The sequence below is a fragment of the Vibrio sp. R78045 genome, from assembly GCF_042466085.1.
Taxonomy (GTDB): domain Bacteria; phylum Pseudomonadota; class Gammaproteobacteria; order Enterobacterales; family Vibrionaceae; genus Vibrio; species Vibrio cyclitrophicus.
Genome location: NZ_JAXHBS010000008.1, coordinates 367,782 through 394,459 on the forward strand (window position 1 = coordinate 367,782; position 26,678 = coordinate 394,459).

The 26,678-nt window shown below is 44.7% G+C and carries 19 protein-coding genes; 10 read left to right on the forward strand and 9 right to left on the reverse strand.

The annotated features are described in order from the left end of the window. The first annotated feature begins 7 nt into the window (after positions 1 to 7). Both aceF and lpdA read left to right on the forward strand, forming a co-directional pair. On the forward strand, positions 8 to 1,912 hold the full coding sequence (gene aceF, locus SJY39_RS04230) for a pyruvate dehydrogenase complex dihydrolipoyllysine-residue acetyltransferase (protein WP_372275365.1): 1,905 nt from the start codon (positions 8 to 10) through the stop codon (positions 1,910 to 1,912). 242 nt (positions 1,913 to 2,154) lie between these two features. Then, entirely contained in the window at positions 2,155 to 3,585 is a 1,431-nt protein-coding gene (gene lpdA, locus SJY39_RS04235; RefSeq protein WP_010435969.1) for a dihydrolipoyl dehydrogenase, read from the forward strand. Positions 3,586 to 4,000: 415 nt separating this feature from the next. On the opposite strand, the gene SJY39_RS04240 is transcribed toward lpdA, so the two are convergent. Beyond that, positions 4,001 to 4,606, reverse strand: a complete 606-nt coding sequence (locus SJY39_RS04240; protein WP_032547945.1) for a LuxR/HapR/OpaR family quorum-sensing transcriptional regulator — start codon at positions 4,604 to 4,606, stop codon at positions 4,001 to 4,003. A gap of 337 nt (positions 4,607 to 4,943) precedes the next feature. Here SJY39_RS04240 and hpt point away from each other — a divergent pair, with 337 nt between their 5' ends. Continuing rightward, positions 4,944 to 5,474 carry a hypoxanthine phosphoribosyltransferase gene (gene hpt / locus SJY39_RS04245; RefSeq protein ID WP_010435974.1) on the forward strand — a complete coding sequence of 177 codons (531 nt, stop codon included), beginning with the start codon at positions 4,944 to 4,946 and terminating at the stop codon, positions 5,472 to 5,474. A gap of 86 nt (positions 5,475 to 5,560) precedes the next feature. Here the strand turns inward: hpt and can are convergent, their stop codons facing one another. Beyond that, the gene (gene can, locus SJY39_RS04250) at positions 5,561 to 6,220 is read right to left on the reverse strand and encodes a carbonate dehydratase (protein ID WP_010435977.1); all 660 of its coding nucleotides are present in this window, start codon (positions 6,218 to 6,220) and stop codon (positions 5,561 to 5,563) included. Positions 6,221 to 6,506: 286 nt separating this feature from the next. Between can and SJY39_RS04255 the strand changes: the two genes are divergently transcribed. From SJY39_RS04255 to SJY39_RS04265, 3 genes are all read left to right on the forward strand, one after another. Beyond that, positions 6,507 to 8,138, forward strand: a complete 1,632-nt coding sequence (locus tag SJY39_RS04255) for a SulP family inorganic anion transporter (RefSeq protein ID WP_372043037.1) — start codon at positions 6,507 to 6,509, stop codon at positions 8,136 to 8,138. A gap of 347 nt (positions 8,139 to 8,485) precedes the next feature. Then, the gene (locus SJY39_RS04260; RefSeq protein ID WP_372275368.1) at positions 8,486 to 9,403 is read left to right on the forward strand and encodes an ABC transporter ATP-binding protein; all 918 of its coding nucleotides are present in this window, start codon (positions 8,486 to 8,488) and stop codon (positions 9,401 to 9,403) included. A 1-nt stretch (position 9,404) separates the two neighbouring features. Further along, entirely contained in the window at positions 9,405 to 10,175 is a 771-nt protein-coding gene (locus SJY39_RS04265; protein WP_010435987.1) for an ABC transporter permease, read from the forward strand. A gap of 101 nt (positions 10,176 to 10,276) precedes the next feature. On the opposite strand, the gene panC is transcribed toward SJY39_RS04265, so the two are convergent. The 7 genes from panC to sfsA form a co-directional block, all read right to left on the reverse strand. Next, positions 10,277 to 11,167, reverse strand: a complete 891-nt coding sequence (gene panC, locus SJY39_RS04270) for a pantoate--beta-alanine ligase (protein WP_010435989.1) — start codon at positions 11,165 to 11,167, stop codon at positions 10,277 to 10,279. Between the two features lie 8 nt (positions 11,168 to 11,175). Beyond that, on the reverse strand, positions 11,176 to 11,970 hold the full coding sequence (gene panB, locus SJY39_RS04275) for a 3-methyl-2-oxobutanoate hydroxymethyltransferase (protein WP_010435992.1): 795 nt from the start codon (positions 11,968 to 11,970) through the stop codon (positions 11,176 to 11,178). 22 nt (positions 11,971 to 11,992) lie between these two features. After that, positions 11,993 to 12,478, reverse strand: a complete 486-nt coding sequence (folK, locus tag SJY39_RS04280; protein ID WP_016768219.1) for a 2-amino-4-hydroxy-6-hydroxymethyldihydropteridine diphosphokinase — start codon at positions 12,476 to 12,478, stop codon at positions 11,993 to 11,995. Next, positions 12,475 to 13,830 carry a polynucleotide adenylyltransferase PcnB gene (pcnB, locus tag SJY39_RS04285; protein ID WP_010435997.1) on the reverse strand — a complete coding sequence of 452 codons (1,356 nt, stop codon included), beginning with the start codon at positions 13,828 to 13,830 and terminating at the stop codon, positions 12,475 to 12,477. Before pcnB ends, folK begins: the two co-directional genes overlap by 4 nt. A gap of 183 nt (positions 13,831 to 14,013) precedes the next feature. After that, complete coding sequence (gene gluQRS / locus SJY39_RS04290) at positions 14,014 to 14,889, reverse strand: tRNA glutamyl-Q(34) synthetase GluQRS (RefSeq protein WP_016793788.1); 876 nt, start codon at positions 14,887 to 14,889, stop codon at positions 14,014 to 14,016. Between the two features lie 218 nt (positions 14,890 to 15,107). Beyond that, positions 15,108 to 15,554, reverse strand: a complete 447-nt coding sequence (dksA, locus tag SJY39_RS04295; RefSeq protein ID WP_004738189.1) for an RNA polymerase-binding protein DksA — start codon at positions 15,552 to 15,554, stop codon at positions 15,108 to 15,110. Positions 15,555 to 15,689: 135 nt separating this feature from the next. Continuing rightward, positions 15,690 to 16,415, reverse strand: coding sequence for a DNA/RNA nuclease SfsA (gene sfsA, locus SJY39_RS04300; RefSeq protein ID WP_016793789.1), 726 nt, complete (start codon positions 16,413 to 16,415; stop codon positions 15,690 to 15,692). 34 nt (positions 16,416 to 16,449) lie between these two features. Here sfsA and hrpB point away from each other — a divergent pair, with 34 nt between their 5' ends. From hrpB to acnB, 4 genes are all read left to right on the forward strand, one after another. Continuing rightward, positions 16,450 to 18,948 carry an ATP-dependent helicase HrpB gene (hrpB, locus tag SJY39_RS04305; protein ID WP_081324229.1) on the forward strand — a complete coding sequence of 833 codons (2,499 nt, stop codon included), beginning with the start codon at positions 16,450 to 16,452 and terminating at the stop codon, positions 18,946 to 18,948. Next, positions 18,945 to 21,344: a penicillin-binding protein 1B gene (gene mrcB, locus SJY39_RS04310; RefSeq protein ID WP_010436009.1), complete on the forward strand. Its 2,400-nt coding sequence runs from the start codon at positions 18,945 to 18,947 to the stop codon at positions 21,342 to 21,344. The genes hrpB and mrcB overlap by 4 nt, the downstream gene beginning before the upstream one ends. A gap of 38 nt (positions 21,345 to 21,382) precedes the next feature. After that, the gene (locus SJY39_RS04315; protein ID WP_010436011.1) at positions 21,383 to 23,716 is read left to right on the forward strand and encodes a patatin-like phospholipase family protein; all 2,334 of its coding nucleotides are present in this window, start codon (positions 21,383 to 21,385) and stop codon (positions 23,714 to 23,716) included. Between the two features lie 272 nt (positions 23,717 to 23,988). Beyond that, the gene (gene acnB, locus SJY39_RS04320; protein WP_010436014.1) at positions 23,989 to 26,577 is read left to right on the forward strand and encodes a bifunctional aconitate hydratase 2/2-methylisocitrate dehydratase; all 2,589 of its coding nucleotides are present in this window, start codon (positions 23,989 to 23,991) and stop codon (positions 26,575 to 26,577) included. Positions 26,578 to 26,678 lie beyond the last annotated feature (101 nt).

Here is a 26,678-nt window from a genome sequence, read left to right on the forward strand (position 1 = left end):
ATAAGCAATGGCAATCGAAATTAATGTACCTGACATCGGTGCGGATGAGGTTGAAGTTACTGAGATTCTTGTAAGCGTTGGCGACAAGGTTGAAGAAGAGCAGTCTCTGATCACTGTTGAAGGCGACAAAGCTTCTATGGAAGTTCCAGCGTCTCAAGCAGGTATTGTTAAAGAAATAAAAGTAGCTGAAGGCGATTCTGTTTCTACTGGTTCTCTTATCATGATTTTCGAAGCCGAGGGTGCAGCTGAAGCTGCACCTGCTCCAGCAGCAGAGGCAGCTCCAGTAGCTGCGCCTGCAGCGGCAGCGGCAGCAGCGGCAGCGGCAGAGCTTAAAGAAGTTCACGTTCCTGATATCGGCGGTGATGAAGTTGAAGTAACTGAAATCATGGTAGCTATCGGTGACGCAGTAGAAGAAGAGCAATCTCTTCTTACTGTTGAAGGTGACAAGGCTTCAATGGAAGTACCTGCACCATTCGCTGGTATCGTTAAAGAAATCAAGATCGCTTCTGGTGATTCAGTATCTACTGGTTCTCTAGTGATGGTATTTGAAGTGGCAGGTTCTGGCGCTCCAGTTGCAGCAGCTCCTGCTCCAGCGGCGGCACCAGTTGCAGCGGCTCCAGCAGCATCTACTGAGAAAGAAGTGAACGTTCCTGATATCGGTGGTGACGAAGTAGAAGTTACTGAAATCATGGTAGCGGTTGGCGATACAGTAGAAGAAGAGCAATCTCTAATTACTGTTGAAGGCGACAAAGCTTCAATGGAAGTGCCTGCACCATTCGCTGGTACAGTAAAAGAGATCAAGATTGCAGCTGGTGACAAAGTGTCAACTGGCTCTCTAATCATGACTTTCGTTGTGGAAGGCGCAGCTCCAGTAGCAGTAGTGGCTTCCGCTCCAGCACAAGCAGCAGCTCCGGCAGCAGCACCTGCACCTAAAGCAGAAACAGTAGCTCCAGCAGCTGGCGACTTCCAAGAGAACGGTGACTACGCGCACGCTTCTCCTGTAGTTCGTCGTCTTGCTCGTGAATTTGGCGTTAACCTTTCTAAGGTTAAAGGTACTGGTCGTAAGAGCCGTATCCTTAAAGAAGACGTTCAGTCTTACGTTAAAGATGCACTTAAGCGTCTTGAGTCTGGTGCAGCGGCATCTGGCAAAGGCGGTGACGGTTCTGCTCTTGGTCTACTACCATGGCCAAAAGTTGACTTCAGCAAGTTCGGCGAAACTGAAGTTCAGAAGCTTTCTAAGATTAAGAAGATCTCTGGCGCTAACCTGCACCGTAACTGGGTAATGATCCCTCACGTTACACAGTGGGACAACGCAGACATCACTGAGCTAGAAGCATTCCGTAAAGAACAGAACGCAATCGAAGCGAAGAAAGACACTGGTATGAAGATCACTCCACTTGTGTTCATCATGAAAGCTGTTGCTAAAGCGCTAGAAGCATTCCCAGCATTCAACTCGTCTCTTTCTGACGATGGCGAAAGCATCATTCTTAAGAAGTACGTAAACGTGGGTATCGCAGTTGATACACCAAACGGCCTAGTTGTTCCTGTTTTCAAAGATGTGAACAAGAAAGGTATTTACGAGCTATCTGAAGAACTAATGGTTGTTTCTAAGAAAGCACGCTCTGGCAAGCTAACTGCGGCAGACATGCAAGGCGGTTGTTTCACAATCTCTAGCCTTGGTGGTATTGGCGGTACTGCATTTACACCAATCGTAAATGCTCCAGAAGTAGGTATCTTAGGTGTATCTAAGTCTGAGATTAAGCCAGTTTGGAATGGTAAAGAGTTCCAACCACGTCTACAGCTTCCACTGTCTCTATCATATGATCACCGCGTGATCGATGGTGCAGAAGGTGCACGCTTCATTACTTTCTTAAACAGCGCACTATCTGACATTCGTCGTCTAGTTCTGTAATTGAGAAAGTAATTATTAAGGTGGCTTTCGGGTCACCTTAATTCTTTATATAAAGACTATTTTTAGAGAACAGTTTCCCGCATTTCTAAGAAAGCGAGAGGGAATTGTTGTCTAGCTCACAGGCTAACTTAAAGCTACTTTCACACTGTTAACATCTCTGTAAAATGTTTCCTGTTTGAAAGCCCAATAATTTTAAGAACATCTACTCAGCCTGTTAGGGATAATGACTACAAGAGGTCACAATGAGCAAAGAAATTAAAGCCCAAGTTGTTGTACTTGGTTCAGGTCCTGCTGGTTACTCAGCTGCATTCCGTTGTGCGGATTTAGGTCTAGAAACAGTACTAGTTGAACGTTACAGCACTCTTGGTGGTGTATGTCTAAACGTTGGTTGTATTCCATCAAAAGCACTTCTTCACGTATCTAAAGTAATCGAAGAAGCTAAAGCGATGGCAGAGCACGGCGTTGTATTCGGCGAGCCACAAACTGACATCAACAAGATTCGTATCTGGAAAGATAAAGTAGTTGATCAATTAACTGGCGGTCTTGGCGGTATGGCTAAGATGCGTAACGTTACTGTTGTTAACGGTTTCGGTAAGTTCACTGGTCCTAACAGCATTCTTGTTGAAGGCGAAGGTGAAGCAACTACGGTTAACTTCGACAACGCAATCATTGCTGCGGGTTCTCGCCCAATCAAACTTCCTTTCATCCCACATGAAGACCCACGTATTTGGGATTCTACGGATGCACTAGAACTAAACGAAGTACCTGAAAAACTGCTTATCATGGGCGGCGGTATCATCGGTCTTGAGATGGGTACGGTTTACCACTCTCTAGGTTCTAAAGTTGAAGTTGTAGAGATGTTCGATCAAGTTATCCCTGCTGCGGATAAAGATATCGTTAAAGTTTTCACTAAGCGCATTAAGAACAAGTTCAAGCTAATGCTTGAAACTAAAGTGACTGCTGTTGAAGCGAAAGAAGACGGTATCTACGTATCAATGGAAGGCAAAAAAGCACCAGCTGAAGCTGAGCGCTACGATGCTGTTCTTGTTGCTATCGGTCGTGTTCCAAACGGTGCACTTATCGACGCTGAAAAAGCGGGTATCGAAGTTGATGAGCGTGGCTTCATCAATGTTGATAAGCAAATGCGTACTAACGTTCCTCACATCCACGCGATCGGTGACGTTGTTGGTCAACCAATGCTTGCTCACAAAGGTGTGCATGAAGGTCACGTAGCTGCTGAAGTTATCTCTGGTAAGAAGCACTACTTCGACCCTAAGGTTATTCCATCAATCGCGTACACTGAGCCAGAAGTTGCTTGGGTAGGTAAGACTGAGAAAGAAGCGAAAGCTGAAGGCATCAACTACGAAGTTGCTACTTTCCCTTGGGCTGCTTCTGGTCGTGCAATCGCCTCTGACTGTGCAGACGGCGTTACTAAGATGATCTTCGATAAAGATACTCATCGCGTAATCGGTGGTGCTGTTGTTGGTACTAACGGTGGTGAACTTCTTGGCGAAATCGGCCTAGCAATTGAAATGGGTTGTGATGCAGAAGATATTGCACTTACTATCCACGCTCACCCAACTCTACACGAGTCTGTTGGTCTAGCTGCTGAAGTATTCGAAGGTTCAATCACTGACCTTCCAAATAAGAAAGCAGTGAAAAAGAAAAAGTAAATACTCTTCATACTTGAAGCCGCAGCGTTGTTAACGGCGTAAGTTCACCCTAATCACATAGTAAATCTATGCTCATAGGGCTGAACTTTAGTTACTTAACAAAGAAAGGGTCGCCTAGCTGAAACTCCAATTATTTTGAGCATATCTAGATTATAAAAGCCGCTGATTCGTCAGCGGTTTTTTTATGTCTGAAGAAAATTTGGTCATCATACTTGTAGGGAATCTCTTTCAACAAATAGCAATCTATTGGTAATAAAAAAGAATTGACGCAAAACGCCAATCCTTAAATCATTTTACTCGAATCTCGAATCTCGAATCTCGAATCTCGAATCTCGAATCTCGAATCTCGAATCTCGAATCTCGAATCTCGAATCTCGAATCTCGAATCTCGAATCTCGAATCTCGAATCTCGAATCTACTTATAAATGCACAGCATGTTTAAGTAGCTATCCGTCAAGGTCGAAAGTTCTTCTTGCGTATCTACACGCTTCGCTTGAATGAATAGCGAGTAACAAATGCCGTGGAACAGATTCGCAAGGTGCTTAGGGTCGTGGTCGTCACAGACTTCGCCACGCTCTATCGCTTTGCTAAACATGTTTTGTAGTAACATTTGGTTAGTGCGGTTTGTGGTTACGAATAGAGGCCATACTTCATCACGGGTTGATGCGCTCCATTCAAACCATACATTCAACCAATGGCAATCGTTAGCCACCAACGTCACCATTTCAGTCGCAATATTATGTAAGTTCTCTTTTGCGTGAATATCGAGATCGATATTGTCTGAAAGGAAGTTAGAGAATTGGCGAACGACGTGGTTAAGTACTTCATCAACCAGATCTTCACGGGTTGGGAAGTAGTTAAACACGGTTGCAACTGATACCTGAGCAATGTCAGCTATATCAGCGTGCCCACCACGGCCAATGCCGCGGCGAGAGAATACCTCAAGTGCGATTTCCATCAATTGAAGTTTTCTTTTTAAAGGTGAAAGCCTAGTTCTAGGTCTCTTAGATATTGAGTCCATTTTGTTTTCCTTGCCAACGAATTTTTTATATTAATGATTTTATTATTATTTAAGCCAAGATGAGTGTAATGGTGCATATGCAAATGGTCAATCCTTTGAGCTTATTTTATAGACAGTTACATCAAACTTGATACATAAAGCGTGATCAGCATGGATGTGAAAGAAAGCGAGTATGTAACAAGGGGGCTGTGCACATTTCATTGAGAATCTAACAGTAAATTCGAGCTGTAAGGTGGTGTGGGTATTTGAGCAATGCTAGACTTACGCACAAAATTGAGCGGCACCCATGGCAGAACTGTCTAAACTTGTCGCAATCACCCAACAAAATGAGAGCAGTATGAAGCATACAGTTGAAGTCATGATCTCTGAGCAAGAAGTTCAGGATCGAGTGAATGAACTAGGTAAACAGATCACGGAACACTACAACGGTAGTGAAGATCTTGTTTTAGTTGGCTTATTACGTGGATCTTTTGTCTTTATGGCAGATCTTGCTCGTGCTATCGATTTAACTCACCAAGTTGATTTCATGACCGCATCTAGCTACGGCAACGGTATGGAAAGCTCACGTGACGTACGTATTCTGAAAGACCTTGATGACGATATCCAAGGTAAAGACGTTCTACTTGTAGAAGATATCATCGATACAGGTAACACACTGACTAAAGTGAAAGAGATTCTAAGCCTACGTGGTCCTAAATCCATCGAAATTTGTACGCTATTAGACAAGCCTTCTCGCCGTGAAGTGATTGTTGATACTAAATGGATTGGTTTTGAAATTCCTGATGAATTCGTTGTTGGTGTGGGTATCGACTACGCACAAAAGTATCGTCACCTACCTTACATCGGTAAAGTTGTACCTCAAGAGTAATTATTACTCTGTTAAATAGTGACAAAAAAGGCTCGCACAATGCGAGCCTTTCTTATATTTGTCTATTAAACGTTAAGAGATAACCGTTAACCAAGAATGGGCGTCGATAAGATCTTATCAAGCGCATCTAAGTGGCTATTCTCTAACGTGTCATTGCTTGAACAACGAACGCCAAGATCTTGCAGCTTGCCATTACCAATCCCATAAACAACACCATGGATTTCAATATCTTGCCCACGTTCCCATGCGGTCTGCATGATGGTGGAGTTGCCCAAGTTATAGACTTGCTCTGCGACGTTAATTTCGCACAATTTATCACCCCATTGTTCACGAGGTAAAGATTCGATCTGCTTACGGTACTTAAGGTAATTGTCGCGAATGTGAAGTAGCCAGTTATTAATTAGGCCTAGCTTCGGATTATCAATAGCTGCATTCACACCCCCACAGCCATAATGGCCACAGACAATGATGTGTTTAACTTTGAGTACATCCACCGCGTATTGCACAACAGATAAGCAGTTGAGATCAGTATGGACCACTTGGTTAGCCACGTTTCGGTGAACAAACAGTTCTCCGGAGTACAAACCAGTGAGGCGTTCGGCCGGTACTCGGCTATCTGAACAACCTATCCATAAAAAACCAGGGCTTTGACCCTCTTCAAGCGTTGTAAAATACTCAGGTCTTTGAGATCGAATTTCTTCAGACCATTTAGAGTTGTTTTCAAAAAGCTGTTTAATCTCTGGCATTTTGCGTCTTACATCCCTTAATTAAGAATTGTAACTATACACAATGTTACAAATTCAATCCCGTAAAAACTGCGTTAACACGTACTCATCTGACGTGTTCTAGTCGTTAAAATCACTAACTTAGCACATAAACTACCATCTGGTTATAAGTCATGAATAATGTGATTGAATTAACACTTTCTGTCTGACTAACTCATTTGTTAAAGTTATAAAGTTTGTCATTTCATCATCAGGAAGGTGTGTTTTGTTTGGAAGTCGTTTTTCGGATATCAGTCTCAAAGGTGACATGTTTGGCGGTGTGACTACAGCCATTATCTCATTGCCTTTAGCGTTGGCATTTGGTGTCGCGTCTGGCGCGGGCGCTGAAGCCGGTCTTTGGGGCGCTATCATGGTCGGCTTATTCGCGGCGTTGTTCGGAGGTTCGAGTAGTCTGATATCTGAACCTACTGGGCCCATGACGGTGATCATGACGGCAGTGATGACGAGCATGGTGGCTAAGTATCCTGAAACCGGAATGGCAATGACCTTTACCGTTGTCATGATGGCAGGTGCTTTTCAGATATTACTCGGTACATTAAAGCTCGGAAAATACGTTACGTTGATGCCATATAGCGTGATCTCCGGGTTTATGTCGGGTATTGGTGTCATTCTTATTATCTTGCAACTGTCTCCATTGTTAGGACATGCTGCTCCATCTGGTGGGGTGATGGGAACGCTTTCTGCGCTGCCTGATACCTTAGCCAACCTGAAAATAAGCGAACTGTTTTTAGGTGGATTAACGCTAGGAATCCTTTTCGGCTTTCCGGCGAAATACCGTAAGTATGTACCAGCCCAGCTTGTTGCTTTGGTCGCTGTTACTCTTTTATCCGTCATCATTTTTGATACCGATTCTATTCGCCGTATCGGTGAGATACCAGCGGGCTTACCTTCTCTTGTTATTCCTACGATCAGCTCTGAGCAATTTACCACTATGGTTATCGATGCTCTGGTGCTGGGTACACTTGGTTGTATTGATACGCTTCTGACCGCGGTTATTGGAGACTCACTGACTCGTAAAGAGCATGATTCAGACAAAGAACTTCGCGGCCAGGGCATTGCGAATATGATTTCGGGCTTATTTGGTGCACTACCTGGTGCCGGTGCGACCATGGGTACCGTGACTAATATTCAGGTGGGTGCCCGTTCTCCGCTTTCTGGCGTCATTCGTGCATTGGTTCTGGCATTAGTGGTCTTGGTTGCTGGTGGCTTAACCGAACCGATTCCTATGGCGGTTTTAGCGGGTATCGCGATGTATGTTGGTTTCAACATACTTGATTGGAGCTTCATCCAGCGTGCACATAAGGTCAGTTATGCAGGCATGGGAGTGATGTATGGCGTGATGCTACTAACCGTTTTTGTTGACTTGATCATCGCCGTTGGACTGGGCGTTTTTATCTCGAATATCCTGATCATTGAAAGGTTAAGCCGAGAGCAAGCCAGACAGGTTAAGGCCATTAGTGATGGTGATGACGAAGACGATATTCCGTTGACTGATAGTGAACGTCAATTGCTGGATAGTGCCAATGGTAAGGTGTTGTTCTTTTATCTCTCTGGCCCAATGATCTTCAGTGTTTCAAAGGCGATTTCGCGTCAGCACTCAAGTATCTCTGATTATGAAGCTATGATTTTAGATCTGACGGATGTGCCGATGATTGATGTCACTGTAGGCTTGGCATTAGAAAACGCGATTAAAGATGCGTTAGATGCACAATGCGAAGTGTACCTGCTGTGCCCTAACGAGAATACTCGCCAGCAATTAGAGAAATTCCACGTGCTTGATCTCGTACCTGAATCCAATACTTATCGATTTAGATATGAAGCCCTGACGGCAGCAACAAGCTATGTCGACAGAGGTGAACATCAATTTGAGTCAGTTTAATTATTCTGTAATAAGATGATATGAATAAACTGATATGAATAAACTGATATGAATAAGCTTTGGACGCTCACTTCAAGGTTGATCATTAATGCCGTTAAGTGAATAACTTAGCGGCATTTTTTATATTTATTGAACGTTGATTTGGTCTTCACGTAGCCAGCATGCTTATTTTTTTCGAAAGAAACTCTCACACGATATTTGTATTCATCGTTAATCAACGATAAACTTGTTTGCAAAATGGCCGAATGAAAAAGTTTTTAGTTAGTTCTCTGCTAACTCATTTTAAGTTTTACTCTCTTCCTCATGCTTGGTCATCATCTATCTATCGCAAATGGCAGTCTATCTCTATGTATGCATTAGAAATTGAACAATTAAGAAAAACCTATGCTGGGGGCTTTGAGGCTCTTAAAGACATTAGTTTACAAGTCAAAAAAGGCGACTTTTACGCGTTGCTTGGTCCAAATGGCGCCGGCAAATCGACCACTATCGGTGTTATCTCTTCTCTGGTTAACAAAACATCAGGCAAGGTTAAAGTGTTTGGCTACGACATTGATTCCGATCTGGAGTTGGCGAAGCAGAACTTAGGTTTAGTACCGCAAGAGTTTAACTTTAACCCATTCGAAACTGTTGAGCAGATTGTACTGCAACAAGCGGGTTACTACGGTGTGCCGAAAGCACTTGCTAAAGATCGCGCTAAAAAGTATCTATCTCAATTAGATTTGTGGGAAAAGCGTGGCGAACGTGCACGTAACTTATCTGGTGGTATGAAGCGTCGTTTGATGATTGCTCGTGCACTGATGCATGAGCCACAGCTGCTGATTCTTGATGAGCCAACTGCGGGTGTCGATATTGAGCTGCGTCGTTCTATGTGGGAGTTCCTGAAAGAGATCAACGAGAAGCAAGGCATTACCATTATTCTGACCACACACTACCTAGAAGAAGCGGAAATGCTGTGTCGCAATATCGGTATCATCAATCGTGGTGAGCTGATTGAGAACACAACTATGAAAGCGTTGCTAGGTAAGTTGAGCGCAGAGACCTTTATTTTGGATCTTGAAGAGGGCGCGACTGAACCTAAGCTAGAAGGCGTGAATAGCCAATTGATGGTAAATGGCTCGCTAGAAATTGAAATCGACAAGAACCTAGGTTTGAATACTATCTTTGCTCAATTGAGCGATCAAAAGGTAAAAGTCCTCTCTATGCGTAACAAAGCAAACCGTCTAGAAGAGCTATTCGTGAGTATCGTCCGTGAGGGGAGTAAATAATATGTACAGCCTATATTGGACCGCTTTCTGCAGCTTGTTGACCAAAGAGATCAATCGCTTCACGCGTATTTGGGTGCAAACTTTGGTGCCGCCTGCGATTACCATGACACTTTACTTCATCATCTTCGGCAACCTGATTGGTGCGCGTATTGGTGAAATGAACGGTTTTAGCTATATGGAATATATTGTTCCTGGCTTGATTATGATGTCGGTGATCACCAACTCGTACTCTAACGTTGCTTCTTCGTTCTTTAGTGCCAAATTCCAGAAGAACATTGAAGAGCTGCTTGTAGCTCCAGTTCCTAACTACGTGATTATTGCTGGTTTCGTAATGGGCGGTGTAGTGCGTGGCTTGTTAGTGGGTACCATAGTCACATTCGTATCGCTGTTCTTTGTCGACCTGCAAGTTGATCATTGGGGGGTGATTATTGCGACGGTATTTCTAACGTCTGTTGTGTTCGCTCTGGGCGGTTTAATCAACGCTGTATTTGCACGTACGTTTGACGATATCTCTATTATCCCGACCTTTATCTTAACGCCGCTGACATATCTTGGTGGTGTGTTTTACTCTATCAGTCTATTGCCTGAATTTTGGCAAGGTGTATCGAAGTTGAACCCTATCGTGTACATGGTAAACGCGTTCAGATATGGCTTCTTGGGTGTGTCTGATGTGGGTATCGTGACATCGTTTGGCGTACTAGGTGTGTTTATCGTGCTGTTGTATGGCATTGCACATTACTTAGTCACTAAGGGGATCGGCTTACGTAGTTAATGTCTTCCTTGTAAGTCTCGGAATGACAGGCAAAGAAAAAGGTCGATATATATCGACCTTTTTTATATTTTGCGTTTTTCTGCATTTAGAGAAGAAAGCGATTATTCCGCTGTTTCTTCTTTCACTTCTTCTTTCGTTTCCGTTACCAAATCGAGAACTTGGTTGTCGATAAGACGCGTTTTACCCAAGAAAGCCGACATTAGAATCACAGCTTGAGTCGATTCTGAAGTAATAGCTTGTAGCGTATTGGCATCACAAATGAAAATTTCATCCGGTTGCAGATCGGCTGCTCGAAGTTGGTCTGTTGCATCTTCAATAACTGACGCGTAATCATCGCGGCCGCCACGAATTGCACTGCTGATCCAGCGCATAGTGCGAGCAAGAACCGGAGCACGCTGACGTTCGTCAATCGTTAGGTTGCTATTGCGAGAGCTCATCGCTAAGCCATCCATCTCACGAACCGTCGCCACCCCCACGATTTCAATGTCTAATGCTAAGTCAGTCGTCATCTGGCGAATAATGGTAAGTTGCTGGAAGTCTTTCTCACCAAAGCATGCAAAATCTGGCTGAACGATATTAAACAGTTTAGTGACGATCGTTGAGACGCCGCGGAAGTGACCTGGACGAGATGCACCTTCAAGCATGTGAGATATACCTGGGACCTCAACAAACGTCTGTTTGTCTAATCCGTCTGGGTACATTACTTCTGGAGTCGGTGTAAACACTAGCTCAACGCCTTCGCCTGTTAGTTTACTTAGATCTTCTTCTAACGTACGAGGGTAGTTGTTTAGGTCATCAGTACGATCAAACTGCATTGGATTAACAAAAATGCTTACCACAACAATGTCAGCTAATTCACGAGCCTTCTTTACCAGAGTGAGGTGGCCTTCATGCAGGTTTCCCATTGTCGGTACAAAAGCAATCGTACGTCCATCACGCTTAAACTGTTTAATCTGCTCACGAAGAGCCGCTATTTCAGCAAAAGTTTGCATACTTACTCCTAAGCGATTGTATGAGCTTCATCAGGGAAGCGCGCGCTCTCTACTTCTTCTTTGTATAGAGCTACTGCCTTACGCATATCACCTGTTTCCGCTAGGAAATTCTTAGAGAATTTCGGCATGTAGTTCGCAGAAATACCGAACATGTCATGCATAACCAAGATCTGACCATCAGTAACGTTACCCGCACCGATACCGATAACCGGTACGTCACAAGCTTCTGTAATTCGTTTTGCCAACGAAGCTGGTACACATTCAAGTAATACGATCTGAGCGCCTGCATTTTGTAAAGCTAGCGCATCTGCAACCATTTTATCGGCTTGCTCGTCGTCACGGCCTTGTACTTTGTAACCACCAAAGATGTTCACAGATTGAGGCGTTAAGCCTAAGTGTGCACAAACGGGTACTGCACGCTCTGTTAGCATCTTCACAGTGTCAACCAACCAGCTTCCGCCTTCGATTTTTACCATGTTCGCGCCAGCACGCATTAAAGTTGCAGCACTCTCACAAGCTTGTTCTGGTGTTGCATAGCTCATGAATGGCATGTCAGCCATAAGAAGACAGTTTGGGCTACCTGCGCGAACTGAACGCGTGTGGTAAGCAATGTCTTCAACGGTTACTGGCAACGTATCGTTATGGCCTTGTAGAACCATACCCAGTGAATCACCGACAAGTAGGACGGGCATCTCTTGGCTTTCGAATAATTGAGCAAAGCTCGCATCATAAGCTGTCGACGTCGCGAATTTACGGCCTTCACGTTTGCATTTGATCAGGTCGTTAATGGTTACTTTTTTCATTGGTTTTCCTTAATGCGCCTGGCTATTGTTGCCAAACATTGAGCCCGTTCTTATCAACTAACTTGAGTAAGTCTGTCAGCTCAGTCCCATCAGGGAGTTGTAAACTTGGTGCGATTTCAGCAAGCGGGTAGAGTACAAACTCTCGTTCTTTCATTCCGTAATGAGGAACAATTAAGCGCTCTGAATCGATCACCTCATTGCCGTACAGCACAATGTCGAGGTCCAAGGTTCTTGGCCCCCAACGTTCGTCTTTACGGACACGCCCTTGTTCTAGCTCGATTTTTTGAGTGCAATCAAGTAGCTCAATTGGCGTTAATTCGGTTTGGATAGCGACTACCGCGTTGATGTAGTCAGGTTGGTTCTGTGGCCCCATTGGAGTGCTACTATATAGCTGAGAGGTCGCAATAAACGTTGAACGCGGTAGGTTTTTTAGCGTTTCGATAGCCAAATTTGCTTGGCTAACTGGGTCGGCAAGGTTGCTGCCGACCGCAATATAAGCCGTTATCATTCGGATTGCTTACTTTTTTTATTACGGTAAGTCTTACGGCGACGATGACCTGATTTTGATGGTGCCGCTACGTCGTTAGCCATTGCTTGGCGCATGTTGCGGCCAGCGGTTTGATAGCGCTCCCACCATTTTGCAAGCTCTTTGGTTTCACCACCTTCAATCTCACCACGCATTTCTAGGAAATCGTAGCCAGCGCGGAATTTGTTGAGTTCCATTAAACGAACGGCACGTTTACCGTTGCGGCGAGGCAGTCGCAGTTGCAGTTGCCAAATTTCACGAATGGTTGCAGTGTGACGACGAGGAATCGCAATCGATTTAACTTGCTGATCAAGGATGATATTGCTTGCTTCCATGATCGCATCGTAATGAGCCATACCTTGCTCAGCGACAAGTTTGTCAGCGAGCTTGTTCATTGGGTACCAAAGAATCGCGGCAAACATAAATGCTGGGTTTACTCGCTTACCATCTTCAATACGAAGGTCTGTTGAATCAAGGACCAAATCAAGCATCTGTTCTGTGTGAGAATCGTAACTCTCTGTAAAGTGCTCAGCGATGGATGGAAACATCTGTTGGAACAGGTTGTATTCGCGCATCAAGTGGTAGGTTTCTAAACCGTGGCCTGATTGCAGTAACTTCAGAGACTCTTCGTAAAGGCGTGCTGCTGGGATATCTTTTAGAAGATGCGCTAACTCTTCGATAGGGTCTGCAGTATCTTCTTCGATATCAAAATCCAGTTTAGCAGCGAAGCGCATTGCTCGTAGCATACGTACTGGATCTTCGCGGTAACGCGTTTCTGGATCGCCAATTAGACGGATCAGCTTATCTTCTAAATCTTCTACACCACCTGCGTAATCGTGGATGCTGTAGTCTGCAATGTTGTAGTACATTGCATTTATAGTGAAGTCACGACGCTCTGCATCTTCATCAACATTACCGTACACGTTATCGCGTAGCAACATGCCTTCTTCCGATTGAGCCGAAACGTTTTTCGATGGTTCCTGGTGGTGACCACGGAAAGTCGCTACTTCAATGATGTCTCGGCCAAACATGATGTGTGCTAATCGAAAACGGCGACCGATAAGGCGACAGTTTCTAAATAGGTGTTTGATTTGTTCTGGCGTTGCGTTGGTAGCAATATCAAAATCTTTTGGCTGAGAGCCTAATAAGATATCGCGTACACCACCACCGACTAAAAACGCGTCAAAACCCGCACCGTTCAGGCGATATAACACTTTTAGTGCGTTGTCACTGATCTGCTTGCGTGAAATATTGTGCTCTTGACGAGTATAAATATTCAGTGCTAATTCGTGGAATCCGCGTTGTTCGCTTGGGGTATTGTCGTTTGTATTCATTAGTTTAGAACAAAGTAGGTATCGCCAACTTTGTTTTTCTCTTAGTCCAAAGTGGTAGTGCAGAGTTTAATTGCGGCTAATAATAACTTAGCGCGAGCCATTTGAGAACATCGTCTGCTTAGCTGCAGCTATTGGTTATGGCATTTTTATGTGTCGCTTTTACTATTTGCCGTGAGTTTCGAGCTAATTACAGTGCTCTTTTTGTAAACTATCAGGTAATTGACTGACGTTCCATTGTTGGCTGCCCCACGTTAAAATCTCATCCATTGAGGCCTCATAAAGAGCTTTAGGTATATCAAAACCTAAGAATTGCATGGCGTTGATTAACGTCGGTTTTGGGTTGTCGATATCGATTGCAGTAGCATGGTTCTGTTTTGACAGTTTATTCCCCAAGCCATCGGTTGCCAATGGTAAGTGCAAGTAATTCACGGTTTTTTGTTTGAGTGTCTTATACAAGCTAATCTGTCGACCTGTCGGTTCTATTAAGTCTGCACCTCTTACTACCTCTGTCACCCCTTGTTCTATGTCATCAAGGACAACCGCGAGGTTATAGGCAAACAGTCCGTCTCTGCGCTTTATAATAAAATCTTCTTCAGCCAATCCTTTAGGGATCTGAATCTGACCGTGTCGAACATCCTGAAAAGATTCTACTGGGAAGTCCATGCACAAACGTACGGCTTGTTCACCGGAATCAATTAAACCAGCATGCCTACAGTGACCATTATAAAATCCGCCTAAGGACTTTATCTGTTTACGGGTGCATTGGCAGTAATAAGCTTGGCCATCAGCGACCCATTGCTCGATTTGTGCCTGATAGAGGTCATGACGCTGGCTTTGATAAACGACTTCGCCATCCCAAAACAGGTGGTAAGCTTCAAGCGTCTTAAGAATCAGGTCTGCAGCGCCGGCCATTTCTCTTGGCGGGTCTAAGTCTTCCATGCGAACCAACCATTGTCCTTGGTTAGATTTCGCTTGAAAGTAGCTACCAAGAGCTGCAACAAGTGATCCAAAATGAAGAGGACCTGACGGTGATGGTGCAAAGCGCCCGATATAATTCATGAGTGAACAACCTAATCTAAATGGTACCGCAGTAGCCGATTCTTAAGACGTTTAACTAGAGCATTAATGTGTAGAACTAAGCTTCAATCTCTATAAACAAGGTTTGATGTATAGAACCAAGGCTTAAAGCTGCTATTTACTATCAAGCGTGTGAAATACTTCGCTTGAATAACAAACAAAAAAGGGAGCCAAAGCTCCCTTTTTTACATCCGCAAGAATTAACCTTGCATCTGTTTCTCTTTGATCTCTGCAAGCGTTTTACAGTCAATACAAAGATCAGCAGTTGGGCGAGCTTCAAGGCGACGAATGCCAATCTCGATACCGCAAGAATCACAGAAGCCGAAATCGTCTTCTTCGATCTTGTCTAGTGTCTTCTCGATTTTCTTGATAAGACGACGCTCACGGTCACGGTTACGTAACTCTAAGCTGAATTCTTCTTCTTGAGAAGCACGGTCAACTGGGTCTGGGAAATTCGCTGCTTCGTCCTGCATGTGGTGCACAGTACGATCAACTTCTTCCCTGAGCTGGTTGCGCCAAGCTGCTAAAATTTTTGTAAAATGTTCCGTTTGCTCAGGTGACATGTACTCTTCACCTGGCTTTTCTTGGTACGGTTCAACACCTGCGATGGCTAGGATGCCTAGCGCTTTTTTCTTAGATTCTGGCATACAGCATCTCCTATTTACACCTAGTCAACTGCAAAGCAGCTAATTTTAAGGCGGGTATCTATAGCAGAAAGAACGAATGGTGGCAAATACTCTTATCCAAAGTTGCAATCAATGTGATTAGTTCAGCATCTTTGCTTAGCTATTGATAAATTCAACGGCTTGTTTTAGTTGTATTTGAGTACTGCTGAGCTCTGCTTTATAGCAAAGCACTTCAACTCCAGCGTCTTGTGCTTGTTTTAGTAATAACGAATATTTGGCGTCTATATGGTGTGCCGCAGACACTTTTTCAATACCTGAATGCAAAACAGTGAATAAAAGTACGGCTCTATTTCCAGATTCGACCATTTCTGTGAGTTCACGCAGATGTTTTTGGCCTCGGGTTGTGACTGCATCAGGAAAAAAACCTTGTCCTTTGGTTGACGTTTCTTGCTCGTCGAGCAAAGTGACGCTTTTTACTTCGATATAGCAGAGCGGCTTTTCGCTATCTTCAAGCAGAATATCTATTCGACTATTCTCACTGCCATACTTAACTTCAGTCCGTAACGCGTTGTATCCTAAGAGTTCAACTATAGTCCCATTTTCAATTGCTTCCACTGCAAGCTGGTTTGCCCGCGCAGTATTTACACAAATACGGTGGCCTTTGTCTGTTTCTGAGATCTCCCAGCTGTTTGGGTACTTTCTTTTTGCATTATCTGATGTGGAGTACCACACCGTATTGCCTGGGGTTGCGCATCCCGTCATCGCTCCAGTATTAGCACAGTGAATAGTACGCTCACTGCCGTCTGGAAGTTTTATATCAGTGAGAAAACGTTTATAGCGTTTAATAAGAGTCGCTGGCTCTAATGGGGGATTGAAGTGCATATTACTTATTTAGACAGGTAGGTTTTTATGTACAATGTTGCCAACATTACACCACAAGGTTCTCCCATTGCCACAACTGCCCATAGAAGCTGTGATGCCAGATCTACTCGCTGGCGTACGAACGCACACTCAACTTATTCTAAAGGCCGCTCCCGGTGCGGGTAAGTCAACATTCTTCCCTCTGCAACTAGTTAAGACTAACGCTGTTCAAGGAAAGATCATCATGCTTGAACCGAGGCGTTTGGCTGCAAGGAATATTGCAACTTATTTAGCGAGCCAATTGGGAGAAACGGTGGGTGAAAGCATAGGTTATAGAGTTCGTGGTGAATCTAAAACCAGCAGTTCGACGCGCTTGGAAATCGTTACCGAAGGGATTATGACTCGAATGATCCAAAGCGACCCTGAGTTAACAGGGGTTGATATGGTGATCTTTGATGAGTTTCACGAGCGCAGCATTCATGCCGATACCGCATTGGCGTTTAGTTTAGAGATCCAAGAGGCACTGCGTGACGATCTAAAAGTGGTTGTGATGTCGGCAACCTTAGATCAACAAGCTCTACAAACTTTGCTGCCGAATGCTAAATACGTGGAATCACAAGGTCGAAGTTTCCCTGTCAATTTTCGCTATCAGCCTCTTAACGCAAATGAATATCTAGCCCCTAAAATGGCCAGTGTGATTCGATCTGTGATGGAAAAAGAGTCGGGTTCGCTTTTAGCTTTCTTGCCGGGCGTTTCTGCGATTAAACAGTTGGTATCTCAACTCGAACAACTTGCCGGTGATATCGATGTTTGCCCTTTGTACGGTCAGCTCAGCTTTTCTCAACAGCAGAAAGCGATCTCGCCATCGGTGAAAGGCCGTCGAAAGGTGGTGTTAGCTACCAATATTGCCGAAACCTCTTTGACGATTGAGGGCATTCGCTTGGTGGTGGATTCTGGTTTAGAACGAGTGGCAAAGTTTGATTTGAAAACGGGCATCACTAAGCTTGAGCAAGTGAAAATCTCGCAGTCCTCAGCAGAGCAACGAGCTGGCCGGGCTGGCCGAATTGAAGAGGGCCTGTGTGTTCGTCTGTACAGCGAAACGCAACTTATGCAGCAACCCGCTGTACCAGAACCTGAAATCCTTCATTTCGACCTTTCTTCGTTGGTGGCGGAGTTGACACAATGGGGAGCTGCAAATGCGGATGAACTGCAGTGGCTAGACACTCCACCACAGGCTTCAATTGCGCAAGCTAAACAACTGTTACAGGGTCTTGAGTTGTTCGATGGCAATGGCCAGTTTACGGCAATGGGGAAGCAGGCACAGCGTTTAGGCTTAGAACCTCGTATCGCTAGCATGCTAATCAAAGCACAGCAAAGCAGCCAACTTTCACTTAACATTGCCATCGTCGCTGCCGCTTTACTTGAGGAACCTGAGCGAAATGTCACTGATATTCAGCATTCATTGCACCGATTTAAGCAAAGAAAACACTCGAAAAACAGTATTGTTATGCAACGAGCGAAAAGCCTCGCTAGCAGACTCAATCATCACTTAGATTTGTCACAACTTGACGAATCATTGCTACCATTAGTGCTTTGTTTTGCATTTCCAGACCGAATTGCTCAGGCGAGAAGCACAACGAGCAGTGCTTTTCTTCTAGCGAACGGTCACGGAGCTGAGGTGCGTGATGATGATCCATTGGCTAACAATGATTATATCGTGGTGATTGACTTGATGCGCAGCACTGGGCGAGCAAGTCAGATCTTCCTCGCAACTGCGATTGATATCGCACAGTTAGAAGAGGCATTTCCGAAGCTCTTCGTGATTTCTGATTATGCGGATTGGGATGAGAAGCGTGGCCGTTTGGTCGCCGAACAACGAGTGTCATTGGGTAGCCTAATCATCAGCACTAAAGCCTTGCCAGAGCCGGATGCGAATCAGACAAGCAAAGCGCTACTGAATTATATCGCTCGATGTGGTCTTGACCGTTTGAATTGGACAGCTTCAGCGAAGCAGTTTGTTGAGCGCGTGCGTTGTGCTGAACTTTGGATGCCTGAGCATGATTGGCCTGCGATGGATAATGCAAGCTTAGTTGAGCATCTTGATGAGTGGCTTTCGCCGTATTTAAATGGCATTAAGTCAGCTAAAGGGTTGTTGAATGTTTCGGTGGAGCAAGCGCTATCGGCGTATCTTGGGTGGCCTTTGAATCAAGACATCGACCAATGGTTACCAACGAATTACCTAATGCCAACGGGAAGTAAAAAGGCGATTCGATACCAATATCAATCTGAGCCTGTGATCTCAGTACGAATGCAGGAAGTTTTTGGCGAACAAGATTCCCCATTGATAGCTCAAGGGCGTAAAAAGGTGGTTCTGGAATTACTTTCACCTGCACAACGACCATTACAAATCACTCAAGATTTAGCTGGCTTCTGGGCTGGCGCGTACAAAGAAGTGCAAAAAGAGATGAAAGGCCGTTACCCCAAACACCCTTGGCCGGATGACCCTGCTAACCATGTAGCAACCACTAAAACCAAACGACAGTTGAATCGATGATGACCAAAATGTTAACGCCAAAAAAGGCACCACCTAAAAAAGCGCCAGCAAAAAAGTCACCAACGACTAAAGCTAAAACAAGAAAACCGAGAACGGCTACGAAAAAGACCAAATCAAGCGCTAAGAACTCGAGTAAAAGAAGTTGGCTGAAGATTCTATGGGGCATATCTTGGAAAGCGGGCCTAGCGCTAGCAGCATTGCTGCTGTTCGTCGGTATTTATTTGGATTCGGTAGTCAAACAGCGCTTTGAAGGCCAGTTGTTTGACTTGCCAACCGTTGTTTATGCACGAGTGCTGGACTTGTCACCGGGAACTCAGGTTAGCTTGGTACAAGTGAAGAATGAGCTCGATGTTCTTAATTATCGCAAGGTGAATGCGCCTCGTCATCCGGGTGAATACTCTTCTTCATCAACTAAGATTGAAATGATTCGTCGCCCGTTCGAGTTTGTCGATGGGCCAGAAGCGGATCGTCATGTGATGCTGCATTTCAACGGCAACGAACTAACTCGTATCCAGTCGCTAGAGAAGAAAGGCGATATGGGGTACCTGCGTGTTGAACCGAAAATGCTTGGCATGCTTGAGAAAAGTAACGATGAGCAGCGTCTGTTCTTAAAACGCAATCAGTTCCCTGAGGTAATGGTTGATGCGTTATTGGCAACCGAAGACCGAAATTTCTACCAGCACGATGGCGTTTCACCATTGGCGATTGCTCGTGCGATGGTGGTTAATGTTAAGGCGGGTCGAACGGTGCAAGGGGGCAGTACGCTGACTCAACAATTAGCGAAGAACCTGTTCTTATCCAGTGAGCGTACCTTGTGGCGTAAGGTTCGTGAAGCCTATATTGCGTTGATCTTGGATCATCGTTATAGCAAAGATCGTATCTTAGAAGCGTATTTGAACGAGGTTTATCTTGGTCAAAATGGTGGTGAAGCCATTCATGGTTTCGGCTTAGCGTCTCGTTTGTACTTCGGTCAGCCGATTCAAGAGCTGCGAATTGATCAGTTGGCTCTGCTGGTTGGCATGGTCAAAGGCCCTTCGTATTACAACCCCGTTCGCTATCCCGAACGAGCGAAGACTCGACGAGATCTGGTTCTTCGTTTGTTGATGCAACAAGATATTCTTACTCCGCAACAGTACGAAGAAGCGGCGAGCCGTGATTTGGATATTCAAGATAACCCTCGCATAGCCAGTCGTCAGCCAGCTTATTTCCAACAGGTTAATATTGAACTGAAGAGATATGTTGGTGACCGCTTTGAAGCGAAAAAAGGGATACGAGTATTTACATCTTTGGATCCGGTTTCTCAAGATAAGCTAGAGAAGTCGATTGCGCGTAAAGTTCCGGAACTCTCGAAAACAGCGGGTAATAAGCTTGAAGCAGCTGCGATTGCCGTTGATCGAAATACTGGTGAAATCCGAGCAATGGTAGGTGGTAAACGTACTGGCTACGATGGCTTTAACCGAGCCTTGAACGCGAGTCGTCCTATTGGTTCTTTGGTTAAGCCTGCAATCTACTTGACTGCATTAGAACGACCCCAGAAATATACGTTGGCGACGACCTTGATGGATACGCCACTGAGTTTGAAAGGCAGTAAAGGCAGTGTCTGGAGCCCGAGAAACTTCGATCGGAAGTTCCGTGGCGAGGTGCCTTTGTATGTAGCGCTTTCTAAGTCTTACAACGTCCCAACGGTTCGCTTAGGGATGCAGCTAGGGATCGATAGCGTTTCCGATACGATCGGAAAACTGGGTGTCGATAAAAACGAAATTCGCCCAGTGCCATCGATGTTTTTGGGTTCATTCTCATTGACCCCATTTCAGGTAGCGCAGATGTACCAAACGATTACCAACTCTGGCCGTATAGCACCTTTGTCTGCGCTTCGTTCGGTTGTTGATAATGATGGTGAGGTTCTGTATCAATCGATTCCTCGTGTATCGCAAAGTGTTGATCAACAAGCGGCTTGGTTAACGACTTATGCAATGAAGCGAGGGGTGTCGGAAGGCACAGGTCGCTTCTTACAAGGTCAGTTTGCATGGGCAGGTTTGGCCGGTAAAACGGGTACCAGTAATGACAGCCGAGATAGTTGGTTTGTTGGGGTTGATGGCCGTGAAGTGACTACTATTTGGCTAGGGCGTGATGACAATCAACCAACAAAGCTAACCGGTTCTAGTGGTGCGTTACGTGTTTATGCTGATTACTTAAAGCAGAGAACACCTGAACAATTGTTACTGCCGTGGCCAACAGGAGTCGCGACAGCTAGTTTTACCCGAACGTCAGATGGTGCCTTAGAGTTAGACTGTGATGGCGCTGTTAAATTGCCGGTGTGGGATGAGAACGGAAATATTAAGAAGGGCTGTGAAAGTCAACCAAAACAGTGGCTAAAAAAGCTTTTTCAGTGGTAAAGTCGTAACAGAAAAGAATGACAAGGATAGTTTAAATAATGATTTCTCGTTGGTTAGTGAGTAGCTTGAGCATCGCCAGTGCTGTGATCAGTTTTCAGCTGTTTGCTTTTACTGTGACAGACGTTGCTCAATCTCAACAGGCTGAACAAGCCTATAAAAGACCGACGGTTGCTGTAGTACTTGCCGGTGGTGGAGCGAAAGGTGCGGCACATATAGGTGTGCTTAAAGCGCTCGAAGAGATGCAAATTCCAGTCGACTACATTACGGGGACCAGCATGGGGTCTTATGTTGGTGGACTTTATGCGACAGGAATGAGCGCTGACGAGATCGAGAGCTTTATTTATACGGTTGATTGGAATCGCGGCTACCGTGATCGCGTTAATCGTAGTGATCGCCGAGTGCGTGACAAAGAGTATGAAGACCGCTATCAGCTGAACACCGATCTAGGTTTAGGCTGGGGAGAAATCAAAGCAAGAAAAGGCGTGGTTCAAGGTCAGAATATGTTGCGTATTTTGCGTGAAACTACGGGTAACTTATCCCCGCTGGATTCTTTTGACCACCTTGCTATCCCTTACCGTTCTGTTGCTACAGATATTATTAAACTCGAAGAAGTCGTTATCGACCATGGTCATCTTGTTGATGCGATGATGGCAAGTATGTCGGTGCCTGGCGCTTTGCCGCCTTATGAAGTCGATGGGCGAATGCTGGTTGATGGCGGTGTCACCAATAACATGCCGGTTGATGTTGCCAGAGCGATGGGAGCAGATATCGTTATTGCTGTCGATATCAGCTCAAACTACAAAGGTAAGGAAGATTTTACTAATTTTCTAGCCGCCGCCGATCAGCTATCCAACTACCTTGTTCGTCGTAGCACTCAAGAGCAGGCCGAGACGTTAACGGACGACGATGTGTTCCTACGCCCTGATGTTGGGCTAATGGAAACCACTGAATTTGATAAGATGCCGGGCGCCTATCAAGCGGGTTATGATGCCGCGCGCCAATACAGCGCTGAACTTTCTAAGTTATCACTCTCCAATGCAGACTATCAGAAGTATATCGAGCATAAACAACAAGCTCGAAAAAAGCTGAAACACGGTGATCAAACCGTTGTTGATAAGGTTATTATCAACAATAACAGCCACTATTCAGATAAGTTGATAGAGAATCGCTTGAACCTCGATTCAGGGCAGATCCTTAAAACCAGTGAGATTGAATCTCAGGTTAAAGATCTCTACGCATTAGACCGCTTTGAACTGGTCACTTATGAATTTGAAAACGTTGATGGTGAAGATCAACTCGTCGTTGATGTGAATGAGAAATCATGGGGCCCTAATTATCTCAATTTTCGCTTTTACCTTGAAGATGACTTTGCAACTGATAGCCAATATTCAATAGGTATGTCTGCGAACTTCACTGATATCAACTCGCACGGTGCTGAGTTAAGAACGAATCTAGAAATGGGTACTGATAAGCTTATTGAGGCTGAGTTGTTTTCTCCTTTTTTCTCAAGCCAGAAGTTGTTTACCTCGGCGTCGCTTGTTTACAGCAACCAGAAAAGAAATTTACCCGCCGGTGAGGAAGCGATTGAAGAGCCGACCCTCGATGTCACGCAAGATTACTTACCGATGACTTACAGAGAGTATGTGGGTGAACTTGCATTGGGTTACCAACCAACATTGTGGCAAGAGCTTAAAGCAGGTGTTCGTTATACCGACGGTGAAGTTGAGGTTGCTTCATTGCCCTCTCTAGGTAATGGAGGGTATTCACGTATCGGAGGATTCGTTAGTTATCGGTTGGATACCTTAGATAACTTTAGTTTACCGACGGAAGGTTACTTTGTTGATTTAGAGTATCTTGTCTCTCATGATGACTTTGAAAATGACAGTTCTCTTGGGGATTCTGACTTAACCTCTGAGAGTGATACCGTTTACGAGATTTCCGCTAATTTCATGGCGGCACAAAGTATTGAGAAGCATACTTTAGTCGCAAAGCTGGATTTTGGTATGGTAGAAAGCAAAAACTCTGTATTTCCAATTGATCCGAAGGAGCTTGGTGGATTCCTTAATTTATCCGGTATCCCAAGAAATAGCCTGATCGGTCAAAACTTGGCTTATACGAGTCTAATCTATCGTTACAAGTGGTTTGAAAATGATTTCGGCCTCTTTAAATCACCATTCTACGTGGGTGCATCCGTTGAACATGGTGGTGTGTGGTCGAACAATGAACTGAGTCTTGATGAAGCGCCGATGTTCACTGCTGGCTCTGTCTTTGCTGGAGTTGATTCTCCAATAGGGCCGATTATTTTAGCTTACGGTAGAACCGAAAGTAACTACGATTCGGTCTACTTAATTATCGGAACGTCTTACAAATAAACATGCGTGTGATAGCTCTTTTTCCGACTAAATAGGCAAAAATCGTAGGACTTTCGTCTTAACTTGCTATGTTGGTCAAAATGATAAGATTTTAATTTAACGTTAAATTTGCTATTCTACCGCCCACAGTTTGGCCTCTATGACGCCGCTCATCAATACAAATTGAATGACAAAAATGGCAATGGAGAGCCAAGTTTCCAAGGATGTTCACTTCTTTATTTTACTAACAATTATGAAGGGAAGAAGTGGACCGCAATGAGAGGAAAAAAGTCGTGCTTGAAGCCTACCGTAAACACGTCGAAGAACGTGCTGCCGAGGGAGTTGTTCCAAAACCACTAGACGCTGAGCAAGTCGCTGGCCTAGTTGAACTTCTAAAGAACCCACCTCAAGGTGAAGATGAATATATTCTTGACCTACTAGAAAACCGCATTCCACCAGGCGTTGATGAAGCTGCTTATGTAAAAGCTGGCTTTTTAACGGCTATCACGAAAGGTGAAGTAGCTTCTCCACTAGTAAGCAAAGAAAAAGCGGCTCAGCTGCTTGGTACTATGCAAGGTGGCTACAACATCGAACCTCTCGTATCTCTACTCGATGATGCTGAGCTTGCTCCAATCGCTGTTAAAGCGCTTTCTCATACTCTGTTGATGTTCGATGCTTTTTACGACGTAGAAGAGAAAGCGAAAGCAGGTAATACTTCTGCACAACAAGTACTTCAATCTTGGGCTGATGCTGAATGGTTTACTGCTAAAGACAAAGTAGCAGAGAAAATTACCGTTAAAGTATTCAAAGTCACCGGTGAAACCAACACCGATGACCTATCTCCAGCGCCTGATGCCTGGTCGCGTCCAGATATCCCAGTGCACGCAAAAGCGATGCTGAAGATGGAACGTGAAGGCATCACTCCTGACGAACAGGGTAGCGTTGGTCCGATTACTCAAATTGAAGAAATGCAAAAAGATGGCATTCCACTGGCTTATGTTGGTGATGTTGTTGGTACAGGTTCTTCACGTAAATCGGCAACAAACTCAGTGCTTTGGTTTATGGGTGAAGATATCCCATTCGTGCCAAACAAGCGTACTGGCGGTGTTTGTCTAGGTGGTAAAATTGCCCCAATCTTCTACAACACAATGGAAGATTCTGGCGCACTACCAATTGAACTAAACGTACAAGACATGAACATGGGCGATATTATTGATATCTACCCATATGAAGGTGTTGTGCATAAAAACGGTTCTGTGATTTCAAACTTTGAGTTAAGCAAAGTATTGTTAGATGAAGTTCGTGCTGGTGGTCGTATTCCACTGATCATCGGTCGTGGCCTTACAGGTCGCGCTCGTGAGGCTCTAGGCTTAGCTGAAACCGATCTATTTGCTAAACCAATCGACCCTTCTGCTTCTGACAAAGGCTACACGTTAGCTCAGAAGATGGTAGGTAAAGCATGTGGTGTTGAAGGTGTACGTGCTGGTCAGTACTGTGAACCTAAAATGACAACTGTTGGCTCTCAAGATACTACGGGCCCTATGACGCGTGATGAGCTTAAAGATCTTGCATGTCTTGGCTTCTCTGCTGATCTTGTTATGCAGTCTTTCTGTCATACATCGGCATATCCTAAACCAGTTGATGTAAATACTCACCATACGCTGCCTGATTTCATCATGAACCGTGCGGGTGTTTCACTTCGCCCAGGTGATGGTGTTATTCACTCATGGCTAAACCGTATGCTTCTTCCTGATACTGTTGGTACAGGTGGTGACTCGCATACTCGTTTCCCTCTAGGTATTTCGTTCCCTGCGGGTTCTGGTTTGGTCGCATTTGCTGCTGCAACAGGCGTTATGCCTCTTGATATGCCTGAATCTATCTTGGTTCGCTTCAAAGGTGAAATGCAGCCAGGTATCACGCTACGTGACCTAGTACATGCCATTCCTCTTTACGGTATCAAGCAAGGTCTACTAACCGTAGAGAAAGCAGGTAAGATCAACGAATTCTCTGGTCGTGTACTAGAAATTGAAGGTGTTGAGCACCTATCTGTTGAGCAAGCATTTGAGCTTTCTGATGCATCTGCTGAGCGTTCTGCTGCAGGTTGTACTGTTAAGCTATCTCAAGAGTCTATCGATGAGTACTTGAACTCGAATATCGTTATGCTTAAGTGGATGATTGCTGAAGGTTACGGTGATGTACGTACGATTGAGCGTCGTATAACGGCAATGGAAGAGTGGCTAGCGAACCCTGAGTTGCTATCTGCTGATTCAGATGCGGAATACGCTCATGTTATCGAGATCGACCTTGCTGACATCGATCAGCCAATCCTATGTGCACCAAACGATCCAGATGATGCTCGTCTTCTTTCTGACGTTCAAGGTACTGAGATTCAAGAAGTGTTCATCGGTTCTTGTATGACAAATATCGGTCACTTCCGAGCTGCGGGTAAGATGCTAGAAGAGTTTAACGGCTCGCTAAATACTCGCCTATGGGTAGCTCCGCCAACGAAGATGGATAAAGACCAACTGACAGAAGAAGGCTACTACGGCATCTTCGGTCGTGCTGGTGTACGTATCGAAACTCCTGGCTGTTCACTATGTATGGGTAACCAAGCTCGTGTGGCTGATGCTTCGACGGTTATGTCGACGTCAACTCGTAACTTCCCGAACCGCTTAGGTAATGGCGCGAATGTTTACCTGGCTTCTGCTGAGCTTTCTGCGGTTGGCGCGATTCTAGGTCGTATACCAACGAAAGAAGAGTACTTAGAGTACGCTGAGAAGATTAATGCAACCGCTGCAGATACATACCGTTACCTGAACTTCCATAAAATGGGTCAGTACACGGAAAAAGCAGACACTGTTATCTTTCAAGAGCCTGCGTAGCGCTTAATAGATAACAAGTAAGCACTTACTGCTTTTAAGGTACGTGTTAACTGTTAATTCAACGCCTTCTCCATGTGAGAGGGCGTTTTTGTTTGTGCTTT

Bases quoted from the DNA above. Each gene is read 5' to 3' on its own strand.
- aceF (WP_372275365.1), top strand. From the start codon at position 8: ATGGCAATCGAAATTAATGTACCTGACATCGGTGCGGATGAGGTTGAA.
- lpdA (WP_010435969.1), top strand. From the start codon at position 2,155: ATGAGCAAAGAAATTAAAGCCCAAGTTGTTGTACTTGGTTCAGGTCCT.
- SJY39_RS04240 (WP_032547945.1), bottom strand. From the start codon at position 4,606: ATGGACTCAATATCTAAGAGACCTAGAACTAGGCTTTCACCTTTAAAA.
- hpt (WP_010435974.1), top strand. From the start codon at position 4,944: ATGAAGCATACAGTTGAAGTCATGATCTCTGAGCAAGAAGTTCAGGAT.
- can (WP_010435977.1), bottom strand. From the start codon at position 6,220: ATGCCAGAGATTAAACAGCTTTTTGAAAACAACTCTAAATGGTCTGAA.
- SJY39_RS04255 (WP_372043037.1), top strand. From the start codon at position 6,507: ATGTTTGGCGGTGTGACTACAGCCATTATCTCATTGCCTTTAGCGTTG.
- SJY39_RS04260 (WP_372275368.1), top strand. From the start codon at position 8,486: ATGTATGCATTAGAAATTGAACAATTAAGAAAAACCTATGCTGGGGGC.
- SJY39_RS04265 (WP_010435987.1), top strand. From the start codon at position 9,405: ATGTACAGCCTATATTGGACCGCTTTCTGCAGCTTGTTGACCAAAGAG.
- panC (WP_010435989.1), bottom strand. From the start codon at position 11,167: ATGCAAACTTTTGCTGAAATAGCGGCTCTTCGTGAGCAGATTAAACAG.
- panB (WP_010435992.1), bottom strand. From the start codon at position 11,970: ATGAAAAAAGTAACCATTAACGACCTGATCAAATGCAAACGTGAAGGC.
- folK (WP_016768219.1), bottom strand. From the start codon at position 12,478: ATGATAACGGCTTATATTGCGGTCGGCAGCAACCTTGCCGACCCAGTT.
- pcnB (WP_010435997.1), bottom strand. From the start codon at position 13,830: ATGAATACAAACGACAATACCCCAAGCGAACAACGCGGATTCCACGAA.
- gluQRS (WP_016793788.1), bottom strand. From the start codon at position 14,889: ATGAATTATATCGGGCGCTTTGCACCATCACCGTCAGGTCCTCTTCAT.
- dksA (WP_004738189.1), bottom strand. From the start codon at position 15,554: ATGCCAGAATCTAAGAAAAAAGCGCTAGGCATCCTAGCCATCGCAGGT.
- sfsA (WP_016793789.1), bottom strand. From the start codon at position 16,415: ATGCACTTCAATCCCCCATTAGAGCCAGCGACTCTTATTAAACGCTAT.
- hrpB (WP_081324229.1), top strand. From the start codon at position 16,450: ATGTTGCCAACATTACACCACAAGGTTCTCCCATTGCCACAACTGCCC.
- mrcB (WP_010436009.1), top strand. From the start codon at position 18,945: ATGATGACCAAAATGTTAACGCCAAAAAAGGCACCACCTAAAAAAGCG.
- SJY39_RS04315 (WP_010436011.1), top strand. From the start codon at position 21,383: ATGATTTCTCGTTGGTTAGTGAGTAGCTTGAGCATCGCCAGTGCTGTG.